An 18,744-nucleotide genomic window follows, 5' to 3' on the forward strand; every position below is an offset into this window, starting at 1 on the left:
AAAAACAAAAAACGCACTGTAAAAATGAACAACTATAAAAAATGCTGGTGTGGGGGAATTTTGAAAGATTCCATACACAATGAATATTTTCAATGTCAAAACTGCGGAACACTCGTCTCTAAAAACCAGCCATCGGCTGATAAATTAAAACAACTTTACACATTTGACGGCTATTGGCATGATTATGTTGTAAACGACTTAGGCTATCCATCAATTGAGGAAAGATCTAACTTAGATTTCAAAGATAGAATCCCAATATGGTTTTCAATCCTTAAAAAATTTAAACCCGACGCAGAATCAGTACTTGAAATAGGTTGCGCGCACGGAGGGTTTCTATATTTTTGCAAATACAATGGAATAAAAAATGTTGTTGGAGTTGAGGTTGACCCTAAGACATGTGAATTTGCAAGAAGTAAATTTAATCTTGAACACATTATACCTGGTTTATTCCCTGATATTCCACTGCCGATTGAAAAATTTGATGTCGTCGCTGGTTTTGATGTGCTTGAACATTTCACTGACCCAGTTAGAGCGCTAAAGAAAGTTGCAGAAATTTTAAAAGATAATGGTGTATGCATTTTCCAAACGCCACAATACAAAGGTGAAGACAAAAAATGGATTCATTTTAAACCAGATGAACACTTATTTTTATTCAGTGAACAAAATATCTACTTGCTTTTTGACAAAGCAGGACTTGATGTTTTTGAAATTTTACCCGGAATTTTAAAAGAAGACATGTTTGTGATCGCAAGACCAAAAATCTCGGTTGATAAAGTTCAAATTGAAATTTCACAAAACCTAAAAAACACAATAAAGCCCTTAAAAATTGGCATCGGTCTAATTGAACATATGGGTGATATTATTGCATGTGAACCCGTGTCAAGGTATTTGAGATCAAAATATCCAGATGCACACATCGTCTGGTGTGTTAGAGAAGAATATAAAGAACTCATTGACTCAAATCCATATATAGACGAAACTCTGGTCGTTGATTGTTTAACTGAATGGATTTATTTAAAAGAAAATGGACTTTTTGATCAAGTTGTTGATCTGCATATTCACAATAGAATATGTCCCGTGTGCAATGTTCAACTGAAAAATATAAATGGAAAAATTCCGATCACCGGGGAGAATTATTTTAAATTTGGCTCGCTACTATCAGCGTTTTCCCGTTCGGCTGGTTTACCTGTAATTGACGGAAAACCTAATGTTTATATACCAGAATCAGTTCGCGAAAAAATTAACACTTTAAAATTACCGCCAAACTATGTTGTTTTTCACTGTAATTCAAATGAAAAGATAAAAGATTGGAAACAGGAAAACTGGATCAAACTTGCAAAACATATAGTTAAAAATTATAAAGTTCAAGTAGTTGAAGTTGGAACGGAAAGCATCCTTGAAAAAAGCGACATAAATTTCATAAATTTATGCGGTAAAACATCAATTCTTGAAACAGCAGAGGTCATCAAACGCGCTTTACTTTTCATCGGTGTGGATAGTGGTCCAGCTCATATAGCAAATGCGGTTGAAACATTTGGAATTGTTTTGCTTGGTCATTATAGAAACTTTCAGAGATATAATCCCTTTACAGGTGGATACGCAGATGGAACAAATGCGGAATTAATTTACAACGACCTTGGACCAGCAAAAGAAATTCCCTTTGAAAGAGTAATTGAAGCGGTTGATAAAGTTTTTAACGAAAGGTTAAAACAAAAATCAACAAATCTCAATCCGCAGGAAACTAAACACGAAAAAAGAGCAAAAATAATTGCGTTTTTCCTTCCACAATTCCACCCAATTCAAGAAAATGATAAATGGTGGGGCAAAGGTTTTACAGAATGGAGAAATGTTGTTACTGCAAAGCCATTATTCCCTGGGCATTATCAACCAAGAATTCCAGCAGATTTAGGATTTTACGATTTAAGATTACCCGAGGTTAGAGAAATGCAAGCTGAACTTGCCAGGAACTACGGTGTAGATGCTTTTTGCTTCTGGCATTATTGGTTTAATGGTAAATTATTACTTGAAAGACCTATACTTGAAATTCTTGAATCTGGAAAACCCGATTTTCAATTCTGTCTTGCATGGGCTAATGAAAATTGGACAAGGCGCTGGGATGGTTTAAATAATGAAATCCTGCAAGAGCAAACATACGCTGGAATTCAAGATCACATAAAACATTTTAACTGGCTTCTCAGGTTTTTTAAAGATCAAAGATATTTTAAAATTGACAATAAACCTGTTTTCTTAATTTATCGCCCAGCTCAGATTCCTGATTTGAAAGAAATGATAGAACTATGGAGGCGACTTGCAAAAAAAGAAGGGCTCGTTGATCTATTTTTAATCGCAATAAGAGCTTCCGCAGATAGCGTTCAAAGCTGGAAAAAAATCGGTTTTGATGGAGAGGTTATCTTTCAACCTCTTTTCTCAGCAATTACAAATTGGTATCAAATTAACAAAGGCATAACTCTAAATCAGATGAGCTTTATATTTGATTATGATGAAGTAGCAAATCTTATGTCAGATTTAAATGAGGAAATAATAAAACAAGGTGAAACATCCTTCGCCTGTGTTACTCCAATGTGGGATAACACCGCAAGAAGAAAGAATTTAAAACCATTTATCTTAACAAACTCCTCTCCTGAAACATTTGAAAAATGGTTAAATCTTGAAATTGAAAGACTTCAAAATAGAAAACCTGAATATAGAATTGTTTTCATCAACGCCTGGAATGAATGGGCTGAAGGAAACTATCTTGAACCTGATTTAAAATTCTCTCATGGTTATCTCAATGCTGTGAAAAGAGCGGTTTATGGGATTAAGGATCCAAATGGAAGAAGCAAGGGCAAAAGCTTATTTACTATTGATGGAGAATTTAAAGTTGAAGATTTATTACAATTTGCGAGGAAACTTTATTCAGAAAATAACTCCGTTCTCGCCGATAAGTATTTCACTTTATCCCTAAGATACACTGTAAAAGGAATTGCCAACTCCTACCACAAATACAAAGCTTCAAAGTTTTTAAACAGAATTGATGAATCTGAAAATGCGATTAGAGAATTAAAAGTTTTTAAATTGCTTGCAAGTCAAACTTGCAATGATATAGCCATAATGAAATACAATGAGAATGACAAAACCGCTTTCAAATTTTACATACAATTAGCAATCTCATATGATCAAAACAACATAACAGCCAGGAAAAATTACGCTGACTTTTTGCTTCAGGAAGGAAATGTTGAAAATGCAATGCTACTCTATAAGGAAATTTTAAACATCAATCCGAATGATGTAGAAACACTTGTAACTCTTGCTGAGATTTGCGATGAAATTGGTGCTGTGAATGATGCAAGATTTTTCTACTCAAAAATTCTTGAAATAGACCCAAACAATGAAATTGTAAAGGCGAAAATTAAAAATAAACCAATCGCTTCAATAATTATCCCTGTGTTCAATCAACTTGAATATACAAAACTTGCCATTGAAAGTATAAGGAAATACACATACATACCATATGAACTCATTGTTGTTGACAACGCCTCAACAGATGGAACATATCAATACCTGTCCACTCTTCAAGATGCAAAACTAATCCGAAATCCAGAAAATTACGGATTTCCCAAAGCAGTAAATCAAGGGATTGCACACGCTGAAGGTGATTACATAGTCATTTTAAATAATGATGTAATTGTTACAGACAAATGGCTTGAGCGATTGATTGAACACTTGAAAAAAGATAATTCTATTGGCATAGTTGGTCCAATGAGTAATTATGTCAATGGAATCCAGATTTTAAAAGAAGCAGATAAATTTTATCTTGAAGATGGAAAAGTAAATGAAGTCAAACTTCAAAAATTCGCAGAGGATATTTACGCAAAAAATAAAGGTGAAAAAATTATATTCCCGAGAATAGCGGGGTTATGCATGGTGATAAAGAGAGAGGTGATTGAAAAAATTGGCGCTTTTGATGAAAGATTTACGCCAGGAAATTTTGAAGATGACGACTATTGCCTAAGAGCGGTTTTAGCCGGTTTTAAAATTGCTGTTGCAAAAGATGTATTCATACATCATTTTGGTTCAAAAAGTTTTAAATCAAATGGGATTAAAAAGTTTTTAGCGTTACTTGAAAGAAACAAAAAGATTTTTATTGAGAAGTGGGGAGCAGATCCAGTTGAAATTTTCATGAATAACAAAAAAGTAAATAACAACGAAATCTTTATACCGATAAAAGAAAAAAACGAGGTTCAAAATGAACAAGCCCAAACTTTCACTCTGCATGATAGTTAAAAACGAAGAAAAATTTCTCCCAGGGTGTCTTGAAAGCGTGAAAAATATCGCTGACGAGATAATAATCGTTGATACTGGCTCAACAGATAAAACAATTGAAATCGCCCGTCGCTACAACGCAAAAATTTTCCATCTTGACTGGAAAAATGATTTCTCCATTGCAAGAAATGAATCAATAAAACACTCAACTGGTGAATGGATTCTGGTTCTTGACGCCGATGAAAGATTAAACCCAAATCAAGAGACAAAACTTAAAAAATATCTCAACTCAAACTTTGATGCACTTTATGTTAAAGTCATAAACCTCGGCAAAGATGGAAAACCAGATGTGATAAATGAATATCCAAGATTATTTAGAAAAAAGGATTGGATAAAATTTGAAGGAAGGATTCACGAGCAAATCACACCTTCAATTTTAAGAAACTGCGGAAAAATCGCAAAGACAGATATAACAATCACACATCTTGGCTACGCACAAAGCGATGAAATTATGAGCAAAAAATACGAAAGAAATTTAAATCTCCTACTTGAAGAAATAAAAGAAAATCCAGACAACGCATATGCATATTACCACATCGGCATAATTAAGATCTTAACAGGTGAAAAAGAAAATGGAATTGAATGGCTGAAAAAAGCAATTTCAATCCAAAAAGAAAAATCAAACCTTGGGGATTCGCTCCTTGCATCAATTTATAACATCATTGGAAAATACGAACTTCAAAACGAAAGATATCAAGAAGCAATTGATTATTTTGTGAAATCTTCAAAACTTGCTCCAACACAATTGACCTCATATTATTTAAGTGGAATTGCCCACGCTAAACTTTCAAATTTCCACATCGCTAAAAATTTCTTTGAGATAGCCCTTAAAAATCTCAAAGCAATCTCAAATGGTAAATCTCTTGATGTTTCGCTTGAAAACATGGTTGAAGAAAACGAAATACATTTCAAATTGATGATTTGCTATTTCAAACTTGGCAATTATCAAAGGATGAAAGAACATCTTTTAAAAGTCATACACGATGAAATTCTTTACAAAGCAACGATTGATTTTCTTGTTGAAGAATATAAACTTGGAGTTGGAAATGCCATCAATGTTTTGAAAGAAATCTCAACAATCAAACCATCTTTTGAAATTTTCAAAATTTTGTCGGGAATATATCAAATTAACGGCGAACTTGAGGATGCTGTTAAAAATTTGGAAATCGCTCTTAACTTTAAAGATGATGATGATGAGATAAGATACAATCTTGGAATGTGTCTTGTTGGATTGAGAAGATTTGATGAGGCGATTCGTGTGTTAAGTGATTTTAAAGTTCGTGAAAATTCAAAATTTTTTTGATGCTTCAATTAAAGTTCTTGCTCTGGCACATATTGGGTGCGGAAATTTTGAAGAAGCATTGAAATGCTACGAAATTTTACTAAATCATAATCCAAATGATGAAGCGATAAAAACAAAAGCAAGGACACTGGCTCAAAAACTAAACTTGCGTTTTTCCGAGCGTATTTATTAAATTTATATCGCAAGGGCGCTTAGCTCAGTTGGTCCAGAGCGCTACCTTCACACGGTAGAGGTCGCAGGTTCGAATCCTGCAGCGCCCACAAAATTTCAAACCCTTGCAATTAACCCCATCCAGACAGTAAAATTCAAATTTGACTTTTTCGCAGAAAATTTTTAAACTTCCTTTGAATTTGTTCTTGAAATAAAAATTCAACGGGGATGATTGCTATGACGCAATTTCAAAATCTCGTTGAGCTCTTTGAATTCGGGGTAAAAACCTACCGAAATCCAAAACTCCTAAATTACAAATCAGCCGAAGGGGTGTGGAAATCTTTATCAGCAGATGAAGTTGCAAGGCGTGTTAAAAACATTGCACTTGGGCTTTACTCACTTGGCATTAGATTCGGGGACAAAGTTGCGCTTCTTTCCGAAAGTCGTCCAGAATGGACGATGACCGACCTCGGGATACTATCTCTCGGCGCAATTGATGTGCCAATTTACACAACCCAATCACTTCCACAAGTTGAATTTATAATCACAAATTCTGAATCAAAATTAATTTTCATCTCAACAAAACAGCTCTACGAAAGAATTTTACCTGTGCTTGAGAAACTTGGATTTACAGACAAAGTCATCACGTTTGAAAAAGAACCACCTGCGCCAGGTGTTATGACGCTTGAACAGCTTGAATCAATTGGCGAAAAACTTAACAATGAAAATCCATCGCTCTATGACGAGCTCAAATCAAAAGTTAAACCAGATGACCTTGCAACGATAATCTACACATCTGGGACAACAGGAGAGCCAAAAGGCGTGATGCTTACACATTCAAACCTAATTTCAAACGCAACAACCTGCGCTTCGCTCTTTAGCTGGAATGCCGATAAAGAAGTTGCTCTAACATATCTTCCGCTATCGCACATCTTTGAACGAATGATAATTTACCTTTATCTCTACATTGGAATTCAAATCTGGTATGCTGAATCAATAGATAAGCTTGCGGACAATCTAATTGAAGTCAAACCAACTGTGATGACAACTGTCCCGAGATTTCTTGAAAAAGCGGAAGAAAGAATGCTTGCTCAGGTCCAAAAAATGTCGTCACTTAAGCGTAAACTTTTCAACTGGGCGATGGATATAGCAAGACAATTTGACCCTGAAAAGAAATTCCCCCTATCATACAGAATCAAGCATAAAATTGCGGACATACTCGTTTATAAAAAACTTCGTGAGCGTTTCGGTGGCAGATTTAGATTCATAGTTTCAGGTGGAGCTGCTTTGAGACCTGACCTCGCAAGAATCTTCACAGCTGCTGGAATCCCTGTGCTTCAAGGTTATGGTTTAACAGAAACATCACCAGTTATCTCTGTCAATCGCCTTGAAAGAAACAGAATTGGCTCAGTTGGTCCTGTTATCCCTGGCGTTGCAGTCAAAATCGCAGAGGATGGGGAAATTTGGGTTGACGGTCCAAATGTGATGAAAGGTTATTACAAAAACGAAGAAGCAACTCAAAGAGCATTTTATTGCACATGGTTTAAAACCGGTGACATTGGCTACATTGACAAAGATGGATTTCTCTTTATAACCGACAGAAAGAAAGACCTTATAAAGACAAGCGGTGGCAAATTTATAGCTCCACAATTGATTGAAAATTTGCTCTCATCAAGTGTTTATGTTGATAAAGCGGTTGTGATAGGTGAGGGAAGAAAATTTGCATCAGCGCTTATCTTCCCAAACTTTGAAGCTTTAAAACAATTTGCACAGGAAAATAACATAACTTATTCAAATAATTCTGAATTGTTGAATCATCCAAAAGTTCAAGAACTCTACCAAAAAATTGTTGATGAAATAAACTCCAAACTTGCGCACTGGGAAACAATCAAAAAATTTGCTGTGATTGATGGTGTTTTAACAATTGATGAAGATTATTTAACACCAACGCTTAAAGTCAAAAGAAGAAATGTTGAAGCACGATATCGTGATTTAATTGATTCATTTTACAAAGAATAAATGCGAAAACATCACAAAATAAAAAGGGAACAAAAATGAGACCTATCAAAAAAGTTGCAGTCCTTGGAGCAGGTGTGATGGGTGCGCAAATATCCGCCCATCTCGCAAATGCAGGAATACCTTCATATCTTCTTGACATCGTCCCAAAAGAATTAACAGAAGAAGAAAAATCAAAAGGTCTAACGCTTCAAAGCCCTGAGGTCAGAAACAGAATCGCTCGTGAAGGTCTTGAAAGAGCGAAAAAATTAAAACCAAACGCATTTTTCGTCCCTGAACTTGAAAAACTCATAACAATTGGAAACTTTGAAGATAACTTGAACTGGCTCTCTGAAGTTGACTGGATAATTGAAGCTGTCGTTGAACGACTTGACATCAAGAGAGAATTATTCAAAAAAGTTGAATCCGTTAGAAAGCCTGGAACTATCGTCAGCACAAATACTTCCGGAATTCGCATAAGTGAAATTGCCGAAGGTTTCAGCGATGACTTCCGAAAACATTTTCTTGGAACACACTTTTTTAATCCACCAAGATATATGAAACTTCTTGAAATAATCCCGACATCCGACACATCACAGGAAGTAATTGAGACAATTTCAGAGTTCGGAGAAAGAGTCCTCGGCAAAGGGATTGTTTATTGTAAGGATACGCCAAACTTCATTGCAAATAGAATTGGTGTCTTCGCAGTTATGTATGTTTTGCATTATATGCTCCAAAATGGTTTCACAATTGAAGAAGTTGATGAGTTAACAGGACCTGTGACAGGGAAACCAAAAAGCGCAACATTTAGAACACTTGACATCGTCGGACTTGATACGCTCGTTCATGTCGCAAATAATCTTTACAACGCTGTTCCAGATGATGAAATGAGAGAATACTTCAAAGTTCCTGATGTCGTCCAGAAAATGCTTCAAAACAAATGGTTAGGTGAAAAAACCGGACAAGGATTTTACAAGAGAGTTAAGAAAAATGGCGAAAGCGAAATTCTTGTGCTTGATTTTTCAACGATGGATTATAGAGAAAGACAAAAAGTTAAATTTGGCTCACTTGAAATGGCAAAAGCAACCGAAGGATTGAAAGACAAACTTCAAATTCTTATGAATGCAAAAGATAGAGCCGGAGAATTTTTCTGGAAAACGACAGGCGCAGTCCTTGCTTATGCATCAAACCGAATCCCCGAAATAAGCGATACAATTGTTGATATTGACAACGCAATGAAATGGGGCTTTAATTGGGAACTTGGTCCATTTGAAATGTGGGATTTGATCGGTGTTGAAAATTCAATTGAAAGAATTGAAAAAGAAGGTTTCAAAGTTGCAGATTGGGTAAAGGAAATGATCAGCTCTGGAAAGAAAAAATTTTACGAAAGAAGAGACGGAAAAATTTACTTCTACGATGTCGTCCGTGCGAAAGATTATGTTGAAATGAAAACGAAGCCTGAGATGATAAATCTTGAACTTGTCAAAGAAGATAAAACAAAAATAATCAAGCAAAACGCAGGGGCAAGCTTGATTGACCTTGGGGATGGCGTTATATGTCTTGAGTTTCACACAAAAATGAACGCAATTGGAGAGGACATACTTGTAATGGCTGATTATGCTTTAAATGAACTTGAAAAAAATTACGAGGCGCTCGTTATAGGAAATCAGGGACAACATTTCTCCGCAGGCGCAAATCTTATGATGATTTTAATGCTTGCGCAAGAAGGGGAATGGGATGAAATTGACAGAGCAGTGCGAATGTTTCAAAGAATGAATATGCGAATTAAATACTCACCCAAACCTGTCGTCGTTGCTCCACATGGAATGACCCTTGGTGGTGGATGCGAAATTGTTTTACACGCTCCAAAAGTTCGGGCTTATGCAGAAAGTTATATTGGACTCGTTGAAATTGGCGCAGGCGTCATACCAGCTGGTGGCGGAACAAAAGAGATGCTTTTAAGAGCAATACAAAAAGCCCCAAAACAAGAAAACATTGACTTAACACCATTTATACGAGAAGCTTTTGAAACAATCGCCTTTGCAAAGGTTTCTACAAGTGCACTTGAAGCAAAAAAACTTGGCTATCTGCGCGATTCCGACACAATCTCAATGAACAAAGATTATTTGATAAATGATGCAAAGAAAATCGCCCTCGCAATGGTTGAAGAAGGTTATAAACCACCTCTCCCTGCTGAAATTATCGCTTTAGGCAAACAATTATACGCAAACTTTTTAGTTGGAATTTACCTTATGAAGGAAGCAAATTACATAACAGATTACGAAGCTCACATCGGAAAGAAACTTGCTTACATAATGTCTGGCGGTGACTTCACATCTCCACAAATTGTAAGCGAACAGCACATCCTTGACCTTGAACGCGAGGCGTTTTTAAGCTTATGTGGTGAAAGAAAAACTCAAGAGAGAATGCAATACATATTGAAATACGGCAAACCGTTAAGAAATTAAAAGTTTAAAAATAAAAAGGAGAACAAAAATGCAGGACGCGGTAATAGTAACAGCAGTAAGAACAGCAGTTGGAAGAGCAAAAAAAGGCACATTAAAAGATTTTCGCCCAGATGAAATGCTTGCAACCGTTATATCAGAAGCCGTGAAAAGAACACCAAATCTGAAACCAGAAGAGATTGATGATGTAATAATAGGTTGTGCATTTCCCGAAGGAGAACAAGGTTTAAATATCGCAAGAATTGCAAGCATAAGAGCAGGTCTTCCTGTAAGTGTTCCAGCAATTACTATAAACAGATTCTGCTCATCCGGTCTTCAATCAATCGCATTTGCAGCAGAAAGAATTAAACTTGGCTACGCAGATGTTATAATCGCCGGCGGAGTTGAATCAATGAGCATGGTTCCAATGACGGGAAATAAATTTTCCGCAAATCCATATCTTGCAGAAAATTATCCCGAAGTCTATATAAGTATGGGATTAACAGCTGAAAGAGTCGCAGAAAAATATCAAATCACAAGACAGATGCAAGACGAATTTGCCTTGAAAAGTCATCAAAAAGCATTGAAAGCAATTCAAGATGGAAAATTTAAAGATGAAATTGTCCCGTTGAAAGTCGTGAATAAATACATAAACGGCAAAGGTGAAAAAGTTGTTGAAGAAAAAATTTTTGATACGGACGAGGGACCACGCCCAGATACATCGCTTGAAAAATTAGCACAGTTGAAGCCAGCGTTTAAAGAAGGTGGAACCGTTACAGCTGGAAATTCTTCACAGATGAGCGATGGAGCTGCTGCTGTCGTGCTAATGTCTGAAAAGAAAGCACTTGAACTTGGACTCAAACCAATGGCTCGCTTTGTCTCATACGCCGTCGCTGGTGTCCCACCAGAAATAATGGGTATAGGTCCTGTTGAAGCAATCCCAAAAGCATTGAAACTTGCGGGGCTTAAACTTGAAGACATTGGTCTTATTGAACTAAACGAAGCATTCGCTGCACAATCGCTTGCGGTGATAAAACTTGCGGGATTAAATGAGGAAATAATAAATGTCAACGGTGGTGCAATTGCCCTCGGACATCCACTCGGTTGCACTGGAGCAAAATTAACAGTTACAATTTTAAATGAGATGAAAAGACGAAATGTAAAATATGGAATGGTCACGATGTGCATAGGTGGTGGAATGGGAGCTGCAGGAATTTTTGAACTTTTATAAAATTAAAGCCCCGACATCAATGTCGGGGCTTTTTTATTTTAATGTGAAACCTTTAACACATAATCAAGATAAATGATAATCAAAGATGCACCAGCAAGCGAAAGATTTTTCATAAAATGTGCCATCTGATTAGCTGCAAGTCCGGGGTCTTGAACCCCCCAGAATTTGTGCATTATGAAGGCAGTTGGAACAAGAAATAGAAAAAGTAAAACTGCTCCAATCGTTGTATAAAAATTGAAAAGAACGCTTAAACCACCAAGAATTATCATCACTCCCGTAAGCAAAACTGTAACATTTGGAGCTGGCGCTTTCATCATTTGAGCATACTGAACCATATCCTTATAATTTCTAAAATGCCCAAAACCCGACATAATAAAAAGAACCGAAAATAAAATCCGACCTATCACCCATATAGCTTCCATTTTTTAACCCTTGAAATTTTGTTTTTAAGAAATTTCTTTTTTGAACAACCCAAGTTCAACAGAAATTGAACCCGGACCGAAGACAAGAACAGTTAACGCACACGCAAGAAGAGCAAGATCAAGTTCCGCTCCTGTCCCGGCTTGATTTGGTGGAACGACAAGTCCAACTTTAACTTTGACAAGTAGCGTAGCAACAATCATATTAATAGCCAATAAAAGTCCAGCCCACCTTGAAAAAATTCCAAGTATCAAAACAATTCCACCAACAAATTCAACCAAAGACACAACAACAGCGAAAAATCCAGGCAACGGAACACCAAGCTGGGATAAAAACTGCGCAAACCCAGGAATTCCAACAACAAATAACTTCGGATATCCGTGCGCTATAAAGATAACCCCGAGAATAACTCTGACGATCAACAAAACTATATCTGTAACAATTTTATTTGAAAGTTTTGTCAACATAATGCCTCCTTTTTTAGTTTTTAAATGTCAACTGCTTTTTTCTTAACAAGACGACCCGCTTTATAATCCTCAATTGCTTGGTAAATTTCTTCCATCGTGTTCATCACAAAAGGACCCCACCTCGCAACCGGCTCATTAAGTGGTTTACCACATCCAACAAGAACAACTGAATTTTCAAGTGCATAAAACTTTACAAAATTTCCATCAATCAAAACCGCAAGCTTTCCACCCTTAACTTTTGTCCCATCATCAAATTTAATCTCTCCCTCGGAAACAACACAAAATACGTTCATCTTCTCATCAATCTCATATACAAATTCATTTCCCTTCGGCACTCTAACATCAAGATAAACTACCGGATAATAAGCCCAACTTTTTTGCTCCACATTATCAAAACCTCCAGAGAGAAGATTAACTCTAACCTCACCTTTGCTTATTTCAATCGCTTTAAAATTATGATAAAATGGATCGCTCATTTTTTCACTTGATGGCAAATTCAACCATAGCTGATATCCCCAAAGAAATCCTTCTTTCATGATTGGCATTTCACTGTGTATAACCCCGCTTCCTGCGTTCATCCATTGCAAACCACCTGAACTTAAAATCCCACTGCTTCCAGTGCTATCTCTATGCTCAAAATCACCACTTATCATATAAGTTAAAGTTTGAAATCCCCTGTGCGGATGTGGTGGAAAACCAGCAATGTAATCGTTCGGATCATCGCTTTTAAATTCATCAAGCAAGAGAAACGGATCAAGATAATTCAAATAAAGCGAACCAATATATCGTTTTAATTTTACACCAGCACCATCAATCACTTCCATAGCAGGAAAAACTCTATGCACTCTGCGATACTTAACACTTTTCACAAGCATAATTTTCAATTGGTAAATTTTAAAAGATAGTTTGCAAAATTTTCTACAACCTCCTTATTCACACTGAAATAATGAAACTGTCCTTCTTTTCTGACATTTACAAGTCCACTTTCCTGAAGTGTTTTCAAATGATGCGAAATCGTCGGTTGCCTCAAACCAATTTTTTCAGTTATCTCTTTACAACTTATTTCTTTTGACCTTGCTATCAACTCAAAAATTTTACACCTCGTCTCATCTGAAAGTGCTTTTGCGACTTTTGAAACCTTCAATTTCGGCATAGGCATTTATGTTCTTTTTAGAAAATAGATATATAGACAAATGTCTATACAAATATACAAAAAATTTTTTGTCAAGTCAAGTTTGACTCATTTCACATTTAATTGAGATAATTTGAAGCTTGCCAGTATCCATTCCTGAATTTCAAAAGTTACCTTCGCTTTTTACTTTTATGTTGTAATTCCACCCTATACTTTCTGATATAAAGACTATACCTCTCCGCAGTATATAAATAACCATTGCTACTTTCAATAAAATGCGCTTGCTCAGGTAATGTTAAAACTTGAATCAAATTCCCACTACTGTCAATAATGTAAATATCTTTCCATGGATTTTTTGAATATTTTCCGCCTAAAACCAATATGTGACCCATAAGAAAATCTATGTCCAAAAACATCTTATGTTCAGGTATTTCAATCGGGATTTTTCTAAGCGGTCTCATTTCAACTCCAACGGGCAACTCTTTAATGCTAATTTCCTTAACAAGAACCCCATTTAAATCAAGAATTAATATTTTGTTTATAATTGGATAACACAAAACTAATCCTTGGTCAAAATACTGGATATAAGCAAAACCCAAAAATGGATTTTCATATTCTTGCTTAACTTGAAACGTTTTTAAAAGTTCGCCTATCTTGTTATAAACTGCTATCTCTGTTACTAACGAAAAATTCTTATAATTGACATATACAGCGTAAAGTTTACCAATACCATCCGTTCCTATGTCAAAAATCGGAGCAGGAGCAGCTAAAGTTTTAAGATATTTTAAGTCAGCGCTAAACAAGTAAATAAAGGGTGTGCCTACATCAATTACTGCAATTAAATCCTTGATAAAAATAATTTTTCCAGGTGTCCCCCTAAATTCACCTGGACCTCCGCCCTTTTTACCAACTTTATTGATGAAATTACCGCTTTTGTCAAACTTTTTTATAGAGCAATCTGCTTTATCAGAAACAAATATGTTTCCATTATCATCAACACAAAATCCACCAATTTCAAATACATACTTACCTATTGAAATGTCAAACACTTTTTCAATTTTCAAAACCTCCGCAAAGATAAGATTAAAGATGATTAAAACTAGATAAGAAAAAACCATTTTTTAAAAATCCTTTCTTTTAAAAATTTCAACTGAAACACTAACAGAAAGTAATATCAATAATATCATCAAAAGCACAAGCAACCAGTAGGTAAAATCATCAAATCCAAGAGGTCCTGCCCTTAACATCAGAAGGATCAAATTTGCACCTATAATCCAGATTAAGAACGTAAACCCCGACACTACATAACGATTTCTAAAGATCAAAATTATTAAACCACCTATAGATAATAAAAAAATAGCAAAGAGCATAAATAAAATGGAAATTGGTAAGAAAATTTTCACCGAAAGATGCATCTTAAATAAAAGAGGGATCAATTGAATAATAATAAGAACAACGAAATCAGTTATGAAAGACAAACTTACACCAGAAAAAATTGATAAAAAACATATTTTTCTATCAACTGGTGTTGAAAGAAACAAAAACAAATAATCATCGTTGAGCAATTCAAATTTTATCTCAATAAATATAATAGATAAAGCAAGTAATGAAAACGAAACCAAAGATATACCAGCTAAAATAAATTCCTCACTGTAAAGCGGTTTATTAATAAAAAATAAAACATATGAAGCGTAGCCCAAAAATAAAATAAAAAACACAATACCTACTGGATTAAAAACACCATATTTAAATACTTCTTTAAAAATAATGCGATTAACCATAACAATCTCTGGCTTTTGATATTAAATAAGTATAAATTTCCTCAACATCAGCTTTTTTTAATTCAATCAAATCCCGCTTAATTCCGTTACTTTCCAGATAAAATAACACTTCATTTAACTTATCGCCCTCAATCAATAGCCCTGCTTTCCCTTTATTATAAAACAAACCTCCAATTGAAGCAAACTTATCAAAATTCATCTTATCAAAAGGTAGATAAATAATATATTTGTCCAGTAGTTTTGATACTTTCACTTTATCAATAAGTTTTCCCTTATATAAAAATAAAACCTGATCGCAAATTTTCTCAACATCAGATAATAAGTGAGTGTTAATTAATACTATTCTGTCTCTGTCAGTTTCAATAAAATTTTTCAAAAATTCCTTAAATAAAAATCTTTTTTCTGGATCAAGCCCCTCAAAAGGTTCATCAAGCAGTAAAATTTTCGGCTCATTTATTAGAGATCTAATTAAACCCAGTGCTTTAACCATACCCTTTGAAAATTTTCTAACTTCAACATTCCTCCATCTTTCAAGCTCAACAAAAGAAAGCAAATCATCTATCTTTGAGTTCAGCTTCTCCTCTTCAATTGAAAACAATCTACCTGTTAACTTTAAAATTTTGTCAGGGGTTAAATACTTCGGGAAAATCACATTTTCGGGCAAATATCCTATAATTTCCCTACATTTTGGATCAGAGGGAGATAAATTAAATATCTTCACCTCACCAAATGTTGGAATCACTAAACCCATCAATATCTTAAAAAGCGTTGTTTTACCTGAGCCATTTGGTCCAACAATTCCATATATACCACCATTATTAATTTCAAACGACACATTATCCAGTGCAATGATCTTATCCCTTTTAAGAAACCTATTTATTTTGTAAACCTTCGTTAAATGAGTTACTTTGATCATGTTATTTTAAAATTTTTTCTAATCAAGGCAATTCAAGTAACCTATTGTACAGCCAGCAACACATCCAGTAAACCAACCACCCATTAACCCATGGGATAAACTTATTAAGAGGGGCAAAAATTAAGGTAAATGCACTTGGCCAAGTTGCACATTAAGAGAAGCAACGTTCATAAGCATCCCAGCAATAACTTCGTTGCGCAAAAATAGATGATTTGAACGTTATGAATAAATACTAGCTTTTTCCTTCTCATTTCTTCTCCCTCCTTTTTGTTTTTAAATTAACAAAAATTAAACCAGAAACTAAAACCAAATTCTCAAACAAACTTAACAAATCCACTTCCCTCTCAATCAATCTACCAAAACATCCACATCCACCTGCATATCCACTTATCCTCGCAAAAAACAAAAAAACTGTAAATCCCAAAACCACGGACTACTCCCGTAAACCATTCAAAATCAATCCCCTTCGCTATCCCTGAAAAAACGAAAACTAAACCAAGAAAAATTCTCAATGTTGAAACTAAATTAAAACTCATAAATCAAATCTAAATTTTTTCTCTCACCCAAAATTTAAAAATTCAAAAAATTCTTGTCAAGGACTTCTTTTTGAACATATAGTTCAATTTCTTAACACACAATTTTACTTGACTTTTTCGCTTTTTTTTTATATTCCGCCAAAAACAAAACAGGTCTTAAAAATGACGCTCGGGGAAGCTTTGAGACAATTTAGAATCAAAAACGATATGTCTCAAAAACAAATGGCTTTTTTGCTCAAAATTTCAACCGAATACTACTGTAAAATTGAAAATGATAAAATTTTCCCATCCACTAAAATTCTTCTTGAAATCTGCAGAATCACGGGGATTGAGATTAAGTTTAACGGAAGGAAAATTAAAAAGATCAAAAATCCTTGGTCATACTTCTTAAACCAAGACAGTTGAAAAAAATTGAAAGCGTAACGGATACTAACGCACTTACAAAAATTGCTGATTTAAAAAATTCAACATTAAATTTAAAAGATTGGAAATAAAATGTTATCGGGAAAAATGTGATCCCTGTGAAAATTGAAATCAATACAAGCCCAAGCAGAAAAGTTATTGTTGCACCTCTTGAAGATGCAATTCTAACTGGGCTTTTTTCTGAGTAATTAGCGAAATATCCCCCCATTCCCAAACCAAGCGAGACATAAGTCAAAGCAACAAAAAAACTCACAGAGGTTATCAAAATACCAATGTTCGGGTCCTTCCCAAATGGGAAAACAGAAGCATAAGCGATTGCTTCAGAAATTAACAGAACCGGTAAAAATGAAATCACAAATTTATGCAAGTAAAGAAGTGTTAACTTAACAGGCGATGATCTCACAGACCAATAACTCATCCCTTCAAGCGAGATCAATGGATAAACAAATCGGATCACAATTGATGCGATGAGAAAAACATTGAAGGAGAAGATTGAAACAAAAGCAATGGATAAAATCTGTGGTTCAACCCTATACAGACGCATTTTCACCAAACTTGCTATGAATATCAAAACGAGAACAAGCATTATCAAAAGATGAACCCACTGGCTCGGCTCTCTTAAAAATGTTTTAAGATCACGCTTTATGAAAACTTCAAGTTGGGGGTGAAAAATTGATTTTTTATAAAAGCTCAAAATTTCAATCTCAAATCTTTTCTTTATCCGATTTTTCAAATCAAATGCAATGAAAAGTGTATCAAAGTAAAGTTTTCTGGCAACGCCAAAATTAACAAGAAGAACTCCAACCGTCGCAGAGAGCAAGATCAAAAAATATCTCATAACCATTTCAGAATTTCCCCTTGCGCTGAAATAAAAAATTTCCGCAACCCAGTGATTAGGTAGATATACCGCAATTGATGGATCAAGCTGTGCGAAATACTGATCAACATACGGATAATATCTCATAACTTCTGTAAATAATTTCATTGGGTTTGTGCTTTTGAAATAAAAATAAACAGCGAGAGCATAAATTAAACCCGCAAAGACAGCAATTTTCCTTATGTCAAATCTTTGTGAAAGTTTTAAAATTAACATCAAAATTATTATGCTCAAAGACGCAGACATAAGCATAAACGGAACTATAACACCAGCAAATGAGAAAATATAAAATTCAGGCGGTTTCATAAAGTAACTTCCGTATCCAAGTAGAATTGCAAAGATAAAAATAAACATCGTTGAAGAGCTGTAAAAGAAATTGTCAAGAAATTTAATAACATAAATTTTAATTGGTTTAATTGGCGTTGTCAGAAAAAATTCTATATCTTTACTTTTGTAAAGTGTTGAAAAAGCAACTATGATATTGCCCAAACTAACAAGGACGAAAAGCACAAAAAGAAGCATTGACAAGACACGATGGAAGAGAAAAAGTCCAATTTTAGCTTCGGAAAGCAAATAAGCAGTTGCATAATTTGAAGATATAAAAGTTGAAAGCGCAAATCCGGTGAACACAAAAATTGAAGCAAGCTCCTTTAAAACACTTCCCCACTTTGAATCAAGCGCCGACTTGAAAATGGAAATCAACTTGTATTTTAAAATTAAAACTACTTCCGACATTTTGAGAAGAA

15 protein-coding genes and 1 tRNA gene are annotated in these 18,744 nt (G+C 34.8%); 8 read left to right on the top strand and 8 right to left on the bottom strand.

Translation table 11 applies throughout. The annotated features are described in order from the left end of the window. Window positions 1-60: 60 nt before the first annotated feature. The 7 genes from AWW83_RS01785 to AWW83_RS01815 all read left to right on the top strand — a co-directional run bounded on the left by AWW83_RS01785 (window position 61) and on the right by AWW83_RS01815 (window position 11,446). Window positions 61-4,284, top strand: a complete 4,224-nt coding sequence (locus AWW83_RS01785) for a glycoside hydrolase family 99-like domain-containing protein (protein WP_234697221.1) — start codon at window positions 61-63, stop codon at window positions 4,282-4,284. Then, the gene (locus AWW83_RS01790) at window positions 4,247-5,626 is read left to right on the top strand and encodes a tetratricopeptide repeat-containing glycosyltransferase family 2 protein (protein ID WP_092347556.1); all 1,380 of its coding nucleotides are present in this window, start codon (window positions 4,247-4,249) and stop codon (window positions 5,624-5,626) included. Before AWW83_RS01785 ends, AWW83_RS01790 begins: the two co-directional genes overlap by 38 nt. Further along, window positions 5,604-5,798, top strand: a complete 195-nt coding sequence (locus AWW83_RS01795) for a tetratricopeptide repeat protein (RefSeq protein WP_092347559.1) — start codon at window positions 5,604-5,606, stop codon at window positions 5,796-5,798. The genes AWW83_RS01790 and AWW83_RS01795 overlap by 23 nt, the downstream gene beginning before the upstream one ends. Window positions 5,799-5,811: 13 nt before the next feature. Beyond that, window positions 5,812-5,886: transfer RNA gene (locus tag AWW83_RS01800), tRNA-Val, on the top strand. 127 nt (window positions 5,887-6,013) lie between these two features. After that, complete coding sequence (locus tag AWW83_RS01805) at window positions 6,014-7,795, top strand: AMP-dependent synthetase/ligase (protein WP_159421073.1); 1,782 nt, start codon at window positions 6,014-6,016, stop codon at window positions 7,793-7,795. 35 nt (window positions 7,796-7,830) lie between these two features. Further along, the gene (locus AWW83_RS01810) at window positions 7,831-10,239 is read left to right on the top strand and encodes a 3-hydroxyacyl-CoA dehydrogenase/enoyl-CoA hydratase family protein (RefSeq protein WP_092347565.1); all 2,409 of its coding nucleotides are present in this window, start codon (window positions 7,831-7,833) and stop codon (window positions 10,237-10,239) included. A gap of 28 nt (window positions 10,240-10,267) precedes the next feature. Beyond that, window positions 10,268-11,446 carry an acetyl-CoA C-acyltransferase gene (locus tag AWW83_RS01815; protein WP_092347568.1) on the top strand — a complete coding sequence of 393 codons (1,179 nt, stop codon included), beginning with the start codon at window positions 10,268-10,270 and terminating at the stop codon, window positions 11,444-11,446. A gap of 38 nt (window positions 11,447-11,484) precedes the next feature. Here the strand turns inward: AWW83_RS01815 and AWW83_RS01820 are convergent, their stop codons facing one another. The 7 genes from AWW83_RS01820 to AWW83_RS01850 all read right to left on the bottom strand — a co-directional run bounded on the left by AWW83_RS01820 (window position 11,485) and on the right by AWW83_RS01850 (window position 16,162). Further along, a complete protein-coding gene (locus tag AWW83_RS01820) occupies window positions 11,485-11,868 on the bottom strand; it encodes a DoxX family protein (protein WP_092347571.1) in 384 nt (127 codons plus the stop codon). Window positions 11,869-11,892: 24 nt separating this feature from the next. Next, window positions 11,893-12,333, bottom strand: a complete 441-nt coding sequence (locus tag AWW83_RS01825; RefSeq protein ID WP_092347574.1) for a DoxX family protein — start codon at window positions 12,331-12,333, stop codon at window positions 11,893-11,895. Window positions 12,334-12,353: 20 nt separating this feature from the next. Beyond that, window positions 12,354-13,208 carry a pirin family protein gene (locus AWW83_RS01830; protein WP_234697222.1) on the bottom strand — a complete coding sequence of 285 codons (855 nt, stop codon included), beginning with the start codon at window positions 13,206-13,208 and terminating at the stop codon, window positions 12,354-12,356. 5 nt (window positions 13,209-13,213) lie between these two features. Beyond that, a complete protein-coding gene (locus AWW83_RS01835; RefSeq protein ID WP_159421074.1) occupies window positions 13,214-13,486 on the bottom strand; it encodes an ArsR/SmtB family transcription factor in 273 nt (90 codons plus the stop codon). A 149-nt stretch (window positions 13,487-13,635) separates the two neighbouring features. Then, entirely contained in the window at window positions 13,636-14,529 is an 894-nt protein-coding gene (locus tag AWW83_RS01840; RefSeq protein WP_159421075.1) for a 6-bladed beta-propeller, read from the bottom strand. 57 nt (window positions 14,530-14,586) lie between these two features. Next, on the bottom strand, window positions 14,587-15,246 hold the full coding sequence (locus AWW83_RS01845; RefSeq protein ID WP_092347583.1) for a hypothetical protein: 660 nt from the start codon (window positions 15,244-15,246) through the stop codon (window positions 14,587-14,589). Further along, window positions 15,239-16,162: an ABC transporter ATP-binding protein gene (locus tag AWW83_RS01850; protein WP_092347586.1), complete on the bottom strand. Its 924-nt coding sequence runs from the start codon at window positions 16,160-16,162 to the stop codon at window positions 15,239-15,241. The genes AWW83_RS01845 and AWW83_RS01850 overlap by 8 nt, the downstream gene beginning before the upstream one ends. A 698-nt stretch (window positions 16,163-16,860) precedes the next feature. On the opposite strand from AWW83_RS01850, the gene AWW83_RS01860 reads away from it, so the two are divergent. Then, window positions 16,861-17,103, top strand: a complete 243-nt coding sequence (locus AWW83_RS01860) for a helix-turn-helix transcriptional regulator (protein ID WP_092347592.1) — start codon at window positions 16,861-16,863, stop codon at window positions 17,101-17,103. On the opposite strand, the gene AWW83_RS01865 is transcribed toward AWW83_RS01860, so the two are convergent. Further along, window positions 17,063-18,733, bottom strand: a complete 1,671-nt coding sequence (locus tag AWW83_RS01865) for a putative ABC transporter permease subunit (RefSeq protein WP_092347595.1) — start codon at window positions 18,731-18,733, stop codon at window positions 17,063-17,065. The genes AWW83_RS01860 and AWW83_RS01865 overlap by 41 nt on opposite strands. Window positions 18,734-18,744: the final 11 nt, after the last annotated feature.

The organism is Candidatus Chryseopegocella kryptomonas, from assembly GCF_001536065.1.
In the GTDB taxonomy this organism is placed as follows: Bacteria; Bacteroidota; Ignavibacteria; order Kryptoniales; family Kryptoniaceae; genus Kryptonium; species Kryptonium kryptomonas.

Bases quoted from the DNA above. Each gene is read 5' to 3' on its own strand.
- AWW83_RS01830 (WP_234697222.1), bottom strand. From the start codon at position 13,208: ATGCTTGTGAAAAGTGTTAAGTATCGCAGAGTGCATAGAGTTTTTCCT.
- AWW83_RS01850 (WP_092347586.1), bottom strand. From the start codon at position 16,162: ATGATCAAAGTAACTCATTTAACGAAGGTTTACAAAATAAATAGGTTT.
- AWW83_RS01810 (WP_092347565.1), top strand. From the start codon at position 7,831: ATGAGACCTATCAAAAAAGTTGCAGTCCTTGGAGCAGGTGTGATGGGT.
- AWW83_RS01845 (WP_092347583.1), bottom strand. From the start codon at position 15,246: ATGGTTAATCGCATTATTTTTAAAGAAGTATTTAAATATGGTGTTTTT.
- AWW83_RS01820 (WP_092347571.1), bottom strand. From the start codon at position 11,868: ATGGAAGCTATATGGGTGATAGGTCGGATTTTATTTTCGGTTCTTTTT.
- AWW83_RS01835 (WP_159421074.1), bottom strand. From the start codon at position 13,486: ATGCCGAAATTGAAGGTTTCAAAAGTCGCAAAAGCACTTTCAGATGAG.
- AWW83_RS01825 (WP_092347574.1), bottom strand. From the start codon at position 12,333: ATGTTGACAAAACTTTCAAATAAAATTGTTACAGATATAGTTTTGTTG.
- AWW83_RS01865 (WP_092347595.1), bottom strand. From the start codon at position 18,733: ATGTCGGAAGTAGTTTTAATTTTAAAATACAAGTTGATTTCCATTTTC.
- AWW83_RS01860 (WP_092347592.1), top strand. From the start codon at position 16,861: ATGACGCTCGGGGAAGCTTTGAGACAATTTAGAATCAAAAACGATATG.
- AWW83_RS01815 (WP_092347568.1), top strand. From the start codon at position 10,268: ATGCAGGACGCGGTAATAGTAACAGCAGTAAGAACAGCAGTTGGAAGA.
- AWW83_RS01805 (WP_159421073.1), top strand. From the start codon at position 6,014: ATGACGCAATTTCAAAATCTCGTTGAGCTCTTTGAATTCGGGGTAAAA.
- AWW83_RS01790 (WP_092347556.1), top strand. From the start codon at position 4,247: ATGAACAAGCCCAAACTTTCACTCTGCATGATAGTTAAAAACGAAGAA.